This is a genomic window from Amycolatopsis sp. NPDC059027, from assembly GCF_042739735.1.
GTDB lineage: Bacteria > Actinomycetota > Actinomycetes > Mycobacteriales > Pseudonocardiaceae > Amycolatopsis.
This window is the reverse complement of record NZ_JBHYIK010000077.1, coordinates 12564-21580: the sequence shown is the minus strand read 5'-3', so window position 1 is coordinate 21580 and position 9017 is coordinate 12564. Positions and strand designations below refer to the sequence as shown.

Sequence of the window (9017 nt, the reverse complement as noted above, 5' to 3'; positions counted from 1 at the left end):
CGGCGATCACGGCACCGGCACGGCCGCCGAGACCGGCATGAAGTGCCGGGCGAACATCTCCATCGCGGCCCGCGCCTGGCCGACCGGCAGGTATCCGGGGTTGAACTGGAGACTCACCGTGACGTCGTCACCGAACCGTTCGGCGATGCGGTCGAGCTGCCCGCGCACGTCGTCCGGGGTGCCGGCGAGCACCTTGTCGTCGGCCAGGGAGCGGCCGAAGTCGTAGCCGGCGACCTTGTCCACGAACTTCTCGTAGCCGGGGTACTGCGCGCTGCGGGTGGTGGCCCAGGACCGGATCGCCTCCCCCATCTTGGCGACGTAGTTGCGTTCGTAGGTCTCGCCTGTGCGCAGTGCCTCGGCGCGGTCGGCCGACAGATAGCAGGTGTACTTGATCTGTATGCGCGTGGCGGCCGGGTCGTGCCCGGCCGCGGCACGGGCTTCGCGGTAGGCGGTGAGCATTTCCTGCAATCGCCCGGTGGTGGTCACCGAAGGGACGGCCTGCAGGAAGTGACCCGCCTTCCCCGCCGCGGCGCAGGTGTCCGGGCTGGTCGCGGAAGCGACGAAGATCGGCGGGTGCGGCCGCTGCACCGGACGCGGCAACAGGGTCACCGGCCCGAACCGGTGGAACGGGCCGTCCCAGACCACGTCCTGCTCGGACCACAGCCGCCGGCACGCCTCGATGCCCTCGGTGAACCGCGCGTGGCTTTCCGCCATCGGCACCCCGAAGAGCTCGAACTCGTCGGGCAGGAAGGCCCGGCCGAACCCGACGTCCAGCCTGCCGTGACAGAGGTTGTCCAGCATGGCCAGCTTGCCGGCGAGCTTCACCGGGTGGATGAACGCCGGGATCACCGCACCGGTGGCCAGCCTGATCCGGCTGGTGCTCCGCGCCGCCGCGGCGAGGAAGGTCACCGGGTCCGGGCTGTACCCACCGTAGGGCGAACCATGGTGTTCGACGATCTGCACGTGTTCGAAGCCGAGCCGTTCGGCGAGCCCGACCATGCCGAGGCTTTCGTCGAAGTAGTCACTCGCACTCTTCTCCGCGGGACTGAGCACGGGAAACAGGTTGACACCGAAATCCACGACAACACCCCATATTCGGTCTCCCACTACACGGGCGGCAGCACGCGGCCTGGAACACGAAAACAGTCACGATCGGTCGTGGTGCCGTTACCGTTCCTGCCTAACACAATTGATTCACGCACCGCAAGTTCGACCCTGTCGAAAAGTTCGCAACCAGTTCGCAACCAGTTAGCACAACAGTTTTGCCAACCACGACTTCGTGTGCGAACAAGAGCCGATCCGATACTCGACCACCGGCAACCACCTGCAAAAATGCCAGCCCACAGGCAAAACCTTGCCCCGAGCGGAGCAACCCGCGCGCGCAAACGGTGGTACCGGAACAGCCGAGCGGCATTCCATTATCTGAAATACCTTGCCGACTCCGGGCGAATGCCACTCACCGAAACCGTGCACGAAGGCAATGTCTTACCGATTCCCGGTCACCTCCGAGCAACTGTGAACGCCGGCCGGGCGATTTTGCGACGCCGCGCCACCGCGATGCAGAAAGTAGGGAAAGCACACCATGCTTGACGGATGTGTTCCATGCCCCGCCGAGGACGCCGCACGCTATCGCGCGGCCGGTTACTGGCGCGGGGAACTGCTCGGCGATCTGCTGCGCCGGCGCGCGGCCACCCTCGGCGGCAAGGAGGCGCTGATCGGCGAGACCACCCGGCTGACCTACGCCGAACTCGACCGGCGGGCGGACCGGCTGGCCGCCGGTCTCCGCGGGCTCGGTATCGCCCCGCGCGACCGGGTCGTCGTCCAGCTCCCGAACATCCCGGAGTTCGTGGTCGTCTGCTTCGCCCTGTTCCGCCTCGGCGCGCTGCCCGTCTTCGCCCTGCCCGCACACCGCGGCAACGAGATCAAGCATCTGTGCTCGCACTCCGACGCGGTCGCCTACTTCATCGCGGACACCCACAACGGCTTCGACTACCGTGCCCTGGCCAGGGACGTACGCGCGTCGGTGCACTCGCTCCGGCACGTCATCGTTGCCGGTGCCGCCGAGGAGTTCACCGCGCTTTCCGGGCTCGACGCCGACCCGGTCACCCTCCCCGGCCCCGACCCGGCGGACGTGGCGTTCTTCCTGCTGTCGGGCGGAACCACGGCGCTGCCCAAGCTGATCCCCCGCACCCACGACGACTATCTGTACCAGGCAAGGGTTTCGGCACAGGCCTGTGAGCTGGACACCGGCTCCCGCTACCTGACGGTGCTCCCGGTGGAGTTCAACTTCCCCTGGGGCTGCCCCGGCATCATCGGCACCTTCGTCGCCGGTGGCACCGTGATCATGGCGAGCAGCCCGAGCCCGGACGAGTGCTTCGCCCTGCTGGAGCGCGAACGGCCGACGTTCACCTCGATCGTGCCGTCCATCGCGCACCTGTGGCTGGAAGCCGTGGAGTGGACCGCACATGACCTGTCCAGCCTGGAGTTGCTGCAGATCGGCAGTGCCAAACTGCACACCTCGGTCGCGGCCCGGATCGAACCCGCCTTCGGCTGCCGGCTGCAGCAGGTGTTCGGCATGGCCGAGGGACTGCTGTGCATGACGCGCCGGGACGACTCCCCCGAGACGGTGCTCACCGTGCAGGGCAGCCCCCTTTCCCCCGCCGACGAACTGCGCGTGGTCGACTCCGCGGACCGGGAGGTGCCGACCGGCGAGGTCGGCGAGCTGCTGACCAAGGGGCCGTACACCCTGCGCGGGTACTACCGCGCGCCGGAACACAACGCCATCGCGTTCACCGAAGACGGCTTCTACCGCACCGGCGACCTGGTTCGCCGCACCGAGGACGGCAACATCGTGGTCGAGGGCCGGAGCAAGGACGTCATCATCCGGGGCGGCGACAAGGTGTCCGCGCCGGAGGTCGAGGCCCACCTGATGGCGCACCCCGGCATCCGCCAGGCCTCGGTGGTCGCCACCCCCGACGAGGTGCTCGGCGAGCGAACCCATGCCTACCTGATCGCGGCGAACACCGCACCGACCCTGGCCGAGATCACCAGGTTCCTGCTCGCCAGGGGGCTCGCGGAGTTCAAGCTGCCGGACCGGATCGAGGTCGTGGACTCGTTCCCGCTCACCGGTCTCGGCAAGATCGACAAGAAGGCGCTGGCGGCCAGGCTGACCGCCAAGGCCGGTAGCCACTGAGCCCGGTTTCCGCAGGAGTTTCGTCCGGCCGGCACCTTCCGGCCCCGTCCCGAGGAGTTCGTTGTGCGGCAACGGTCACCCAGCCGGCCCCGAGCGGGGTCCGGACCGGCTCGAGCGTCCACGGCGAGACGCGCGAAGCCGAACCGCACCAGGAAGTCCCGCTGTGCCGCCTGGCGTTTCCCGTGGTGACGCCACAGTCCACAGTGGACTCCCGGTACCGGGTACCCTGGGCTCGCCGGGGCAGCGTGCTCGACCACACCGACCTGGCCGCGCTCACCGAGGTCGTCCAGTCCGGTGATCCGCTGTCGCAGGGCGGCTGGCGGACCCGGTTCGAGGAGCGGTTCCGCGCGCACATCGGAAGCAGGCACGCGGTGTCGGTGACCAGCGGTACCGTCGCGCTGGAGCTCGCCATCCACCTGCTCGACCTGGAACCGGGCGACGAGGTCGTGGTGACCCCGCAGACCTACCAGGGCACCATTCAGCCGCTGCTGGACTACGACGTCGACGTCCGGTTCTGCGATATCGACCCGGTTTCGCTGAACCTCGACCCGGACGCGCTGCGTCCGCTCCTTTCCCGCCGCACCAAGGCAATCCTGCTGGTGCATTTCGGCGGGTACCCGGCGCGGATGGACGAGATCATGGCGCTGGCGCGGCCGCGGGGCATCACCGTGGTCGAGGACTGCGCGCACGCGCTCGGCGCCGCCTACCACGCCCGGCGTCCGGGCGCACTCGGCGACCTCGGCTGTTTCAGCTTCCACAGCTCCAAGAACATCACCACTCTCGGCGAAGGCGGCATGATCACCTGTCACCGGGAGGACTGGGCGGAACGGCTCGAACGGCTACGCTCCAACGAGATCGACGGCACGTTCAGCTCCGCCCCCTGGCCTGCCGACCCCCCGGTCGCGTTGCCGTGGATGAAGTACTCCGCCGACGTCTACCGGCATTCCTGCACCGGTATCCGCCGGGCGGGCACCAACGCGACCCTGTCCGAGGCGGCGGCCGCGGTGGGCCTCGCCCAGCTGGACAAGCTCGACGCGCTGGTCGAGCGGCGCCGGGCCATCGCGGCCCGGATCGACGACGTGCTCGGCGGGTACCCGTTCGTCCGGGTGCCCACCACCCCCGGTGGTGTCCGGCACGCCTGTCACCTCTACACGTTCTTCGTCGCGGAGAGGGAGATCCGGGACGAACTGATCCGGGTACTCGACCGGCGCGGAGTGGAGATCCAGCTCCGGTACTTCCCGCTGCACCTCACTCCGGAGTGGCGGCACCGAGGGCACGGCGACGGCGAGTGCCCGGTCGCCGAGCGTCTCTGGTTCGAGCAGCACGTGAACCTGCCGTGCCACCCGGAGCTCACCGACGACCAGGTGCGCTACCTGCTGGACGTGCTGGACGACAGCCTGCGGGAGCTCGCCGGTTCCGTGCCACGTCCGTCCCGCCGGCCAAGGAGGATCCCATGCCGCTGATCACCGTCAAGCTGCTGGAAGGCAGGCTGACCGAGGACACCGAGCGGACACTGATCGAGCGGCTCACCGAAGCGGTGGGCGCCGCGCTCGGCCCGGACGCCCGTGAGCAGACCTGGGTGGTACTGGAAGGAATCCCGGCGTCGCACTGGGGAATCGCCGGCAGGCAGGCCGGGTAGTGCCCTGAGCCGGCAACGGAAGGACGGCGCGGATGACCCGGCAGGATGCCGACGTGCTGGTGATCGGGCTCGGCGCATGGGGTTCGGCCGCGCTGTGGCGGCTGCGTCAGCGTGGCGTCGACGTGATCGGCGTCGAACGGCACGGGATCGGCCACGCGTTCGGCTCGTCCCACGGCGGCAGCCGGATGTTTCGCATCACCTGCCTGGAACACCCCGGCCTGGTGCCGCTGGCCAGACGCTCGCTCGCGTTGTGGCGGGAACTGGAAACCACTGCGGGCAGCCATCTTTTCCATCCGGTCGGCGGCCTGCTGATCGGCCCGGAGGACGGGAAGACGGTCGGTGGGACCCTGCGCGCCGCGGCCGAGCACGGTGTCGACGTCGAACGGCTCGCCGCCGCCGACCTGCGGGCACGGTACCCGCAGCACACCGGCCTGCACCCGGACCACATCGGAGTGTGGGAACCCTCGGCAGGCATCCTCCGCCCGGAGGCCGCGGTCCGCGCCGCCGTCCGGCTGGCCGAGGCCGGTGGCGCGCGCATCCATCCGCACACCACGGTCACCGGCATCGAGCTGATCCCCGGTGGCGTCCTGGTGCACACACCGGCCAGGACGTTCCGGACCGGTCAGGTGGTGGTCACGGCAGGCGCGTGGCTGCCCACCCTGGTTCCCGGTCTGCCACTGGACGCCATCCGGATGCCGATCAACTGGTTCGCCCCGGACGGCGACCGGGAGCCGTTCGCGCTGCACCGGTTCCCGGTGTTCATGCGGCAGCTCGACGACGGCCGCGTCCTCTGGGGCAACGGCAGGGAAGGCGAACACGAGGTCAAGCTCGGGCTGGAGGACGGCGGGGACGATCCGCGCCCCTTCGACCTGGACGGCGAGGATCGCTCGGTGTCCGCCTCGGACTGGCAGGCGCTCACTCCCCTGCTGCCCGAAGTGCTGCCAGGGCTGGACCCCGTACCGGCGAAGGTCGCGGTGTGCATGTTCAGCCGGACGCCGGACGGGCAGTTCGTGCTCGGACGGCCACGCCGCGACCCTCGCCTGGTGATCGCGGGCGGTTGCAACGCGCACGGGGCGAAGCACGCCACGGGCATCGGTGACGTGCTCGCCGATCTGGTGCTCGGCCGGGATCCGGTGTGCGCGCTGGGGTTCACCGACCCGAACCGGTTCGGCTGAACCACGCACCGTCGTGCTCACGCCGTGGTGGCGGCCCGGCCGCGCCGCCGTGACAGCACCTGGAGGAACCGTTTCCCGCCAAGGTCACGAACGGCGAGTGACGGCCCAGGCCGCCTCGATCATCGGGAAGATCTCGTCGACCGTGGCATCCGGGTCGGCCGCCTCGCGAGCTACCGAGTAGGCGTCGATCACGAACCTCGCGATCGTGCGGCAGGCGGTGGTGCTCTGGGGCAGACCGGGATCGGCGGCGATGGCCGCGGCCAGTGACTCCGCATGACGCAACCGCATCGACTCCTCGTACTGCCGCAAGGCAGGCGAGCCCTCGATCATGCGCCAGAGCGGCGCCGCGCCGTCGCCCGTGCAATGCCGCACCATCGCCAGGATCTCCTGGCGCAGCACGGGAATGAGCGGCTCGTCCGGCGCCCGGTCGGAGACCGCCTGGGTGAGGCGGTGCTCGAAGTCCTGGTCCTGCTCGAAAACCAGAGCCTCCTTCGAGGCGAAGTGGGAGAAGACGGTGGTGACGGCCACGTCGGCCTCGGCGGCCACGTCGCGGATACCCACCGCGTCGTATCCGCGTTCCAGAAACAGCCGGAGGGCGGTCTCGGCGATCTTCTGACGAGTCGCGGCCTTCTTGCGCTCGCGGCGTCCGGTCGGTGCGGTCACCCGCTGATGCTATCAGACACAAAACCCTAACCGTTGCTATGAGCTAACCGTTAGTGCTACGTTCGGTCCCGTCAGGCCCCCCGGACCCGGCCCGTGACGACGGCCGACGCGCTCCCACCCGGCCGGCACGGCTCGACGGCAGAGTTTCCCTTGTTTCCCTTGGAGGAGCGAACATGTACCAACCCCGCATCGACGCCGGCATCGAGATGACGACCCGGGACGGCGTCACGCTCACCGGCGACCTGTACCGCCCGGACGAGGACGGCCGCTGGCCGGTGCTGCTGCACCGAACCCCCTACGACCGCGCGGGTGTCTTCCGGGTCTCGTCGCTGGTGGCCGACCCGGTGTGGCTGGCCCGGCAGGGCTTCGCGGTGCTCGTGCAGGACACCCGCGGCCGGTTCGGGTCCGGCGGCGAGTTCGGCTTCATCACCCAGGAGTACAACGACTCCTCCGACGCGGTCGACTGGGCCGCGGCACAGCCCTGGAGCGACGGCAACGTCGGGATCTACGGCTCGTCCTACCTCGGCATGACCGTGCTGCAGGCCGTCGCCGCCCGCAATCCACGCCTCAAGGCGGCGGTCGCGCTGATCGGCACCGCCGACATGGCCCACACCGCCCGCCCTGGCGGGCCGTTCGAACTGGGCTTCCTGACCCTGTACGGACTCGGCATGGCCCTGGAGGGCCTCGACCACACCTCGCTGAGCACGGCCGAACAGGAGCGCGCGCTCAAGCAGTTGAGCGAGGCCTTCGCCGACCGCCGCGCCACCGTGGGCCAGCTGCCCCTGACCGGCATCGCCCCGCTCGACGATCCCCGGGTCGCTCCCTTTTGGACGGACTGGCTGCGGTCACCGCACGACCCGTTCTGGGACCGGCCCACCCTGCTCACCGAGCCCGAGCGGATCACCATCCCGTTCCTGCAGGTCACCGGATACCGGGACTTCACCAGCCCCACCCAGTTCCGGCTGGCCACCCGGCTGGCGGGCAACGAGCGGGCGAGCATGATCGCCGGGCCGTGGACCCACATGAGCACCTACAGCGCGTTCGGCGACGTCGGTGCGCGGGTACTGCCCAACGCCGCGGCCGGCGTGCCGACCTGGAGCCCGGTGCTCGCCGCGTTCTTCGACCGCCACCTGCGCGGCGGAGACGGCTCGGCCTACCCCGCGGCCGCGCCGTACCTGTCCGGCCCCGGACCGGTCGCCTACTTCGTCGGCGGGTCGGACACCTGGGCTCACGCCCCCGCGTGGCCACCCGCGGCGACCGTCGAGCAGTGGGCACTCTCCTCCGGCGGCGACGCGCGGACGGCGGACGGCGACGGCTTGCTGACGCACACGGAAGAACACATCACGACCGCGGGCTCCGACACGTTCACCGCCGACCCGCACGACCCCTTCCCCACCCACGGCGGCGTGATCATGTTCGAGGGTGAACCCGCCGCGGCGCCAGGAGGCATCCAGGATCAGCGCGCGGTCGACGGGCGCAGCGACCTGCTCGTCTACACGAGCGCTCCACTGGCCGAGGACGTGACGATCGCCGGACAGCCCGAGCTGGTCGCGTTCGTCACCAGCACCGCGCCGGACGCGGACCTGTGCGTCACCCTCGTGGACGTCGAACCCGGCGGCTTCGCCCTCAACGTCGCCGAAGGCGCGCAGCGCGCCCGCTACCGCAACGGCGGCGACACCGACTGGCTCGACCCCGAAGAGCCCAGCCGCGTCACGGTCACCCTGCACGACGTCGCGCACCGGTTCCGCCGCGGCCACCGCATCCGGGTGCAGATCGCCGGGTTCAGCTTCCCCCGCTACAGCCGCAATCTGCACACCCGCGCCGTTCCGGAGTTCGGCACCCTCGACGAGGCGGTCACCGCACAGCACACCGTGCACCACGGCGGACCGGCGCCCTCTTCGCTGCACCTGCCGGTACTCGGCGCATGAGCACCCACCACCACTACCGCGAGGAGCCCCCGTTGCCCGAGATCGTCGTCATCGCCCGTCTCCAGGCCAAGCCGGGGCGCGGCCCCGAGATGCTCGCGCTGTTCTCCGAACTGGTCCCCGAAGTACTGCGCGGCGAACCCGACACGCTGCGCTACGCCTTCTACGTCGAGCCGGACTCCGACCCGCTGCGGGTGACCGTGGTCGAAAAGTACCCCTCGCGTGCCGCCCTCGACGCCCACAACACCGGTGTGCTGACCCGATACCTGCCCCGGCTGCTCGACCTCGTCGACGGTGCCCCCGAAACGATCGAGCTGCATCCGGCCGCGCTGGAGGTCTCCGTCACCGAGGCCGACGCCGCCCGGCTCAGCGTCTGAGCCGATCCCTCATGCGCTATCAGTTCCATGATAGATGCAGTTACA

General features: G+C 69.9%; 8 protein-coding genes. 6 read left to right on the top strand and 2 right to left on the bottom strand.

The features are described 5' to 3' along the window. Positions 1–6 precede the first annotated feature (6 nt). Complete coding sequence (locus tag ACFWY9_RS37310; RefSeq protein WP_378324731.1) at positions 7–1080, bottom strand: LLM class flavin-dependent oxidoreductase; 1074 nt, start codon at positions 1078–1080, stop codon at positions 7–9. Positions 1081–1582: 502 nt separating this feature from the next. Between ACFWY9_RS37310 and ACFWY9_RS37305 the strand changes: the two genes are divergently transcribed. The 4 genes from ACFWY9_RS37305 to solA all read left to right on the top strand — a co-directional run bounded on the left by ACFWY9_RS37305 (position 1583) and on the right by solA (position 6007). Continuing rightward, the gene (locus ACFWY9_RS37305; RefSeq protein WP_378341112.1) at positions 1583–3193 is read left to right on the top strand and encodes a (2,3-dihydroxybenzoyl)adenylate synthase; all 1611 of its coding nucleotides are present in this window, start codon (positions 1583–1585) and stop codon (positions 3191–3193) included. 182 nt (positions 3194–3375) lie between these two features. Then, on the top strand, positions 3376–4656 hold the full coding sequence (locus tag ACFWY9_RS37300) for a DegT/DnrJ/EryC1/StrS family aminotransferase (RefSeq protein WP_378324734.1): 1281 nt from the start codon (positions 3376–3378) through the stop codon (positions 4654–4656). After that, positions 4647–4832, top strand: coding sequence for a 4-oxalocrotonate tautomerase family protein (locus tag ACFWY9_RS37295; RefSeq protein WP_378324736.1), 186 nt, complete (start codon positions 4647–4649; stop codon positions 4830–4832). The genes ACFWY9_RS37300 and ACFWY9_RS37295 overlap by 10 nt, the downstream gene beginning before the upstream one ends. A 32-nt stretch (positions 4833–4864) precedes the next feature. Continuing rightward, positions 4865–6007: an N-methyl-L-tryptophan oxidase gene (gene solA, locus ACFWY9_RS37290; protein ID WP_378341111.1), complete on the top strand. Its 1143-nt coding sequence runs from the start codon at positions 4865–4867 to the stop codon at positions 6005–6007. Between the two features lie 84 nt (positions 6008–6091). Here the strand turns inward: solA and ACFWY9_RS37285 are convergent, their stop codons facing one another. Continuing rightward, complete coding sequence (locus ACFWY9_RS37285; protein ID WP_378324738.1) at positions 6092–6670, bottom strand: TetR/AcrR family transcriptional regulator; 579 nt, start codon at positions 6668–6670, stop codon at positions 6092–6094. Between the two features lie 173 nt (positions 6671–6843). Between ACFWY9_RS37285 and ACFWY9_RS37280 the strand changes: the two genes are divergently transcribed. Both ACFWY9_RS37280 and ACFWY9_RS37275 read left to right on the top strand, forming a co-directional pair. Next, a complete protein-coding gene (locus tag ACFWY9_RS37280) occupies positions 6844–8598 on the top strand; it encodes a CocE/NonD family hydrolase (RefSeq protein ID WP_378341109.1) in 1755 nt (584 codons plus the stop codon). Next, positions 8595–8972, top strand: a complete 378-nt coding sequence (locus tag ACFWY9_RS37275) for a putative quinol monooxygenase (RefSeq protein ID WP_378341107.1) — start codon at positions 8595–8597, stop codon at positions 8970–8972. Before ACFWY9_RS37280 ends, ACFWY9_RS37275 begins: the two co-directional genes overlap by 4 nt. Positions 8973–9017: the final 45 nt, after the last annotated feature.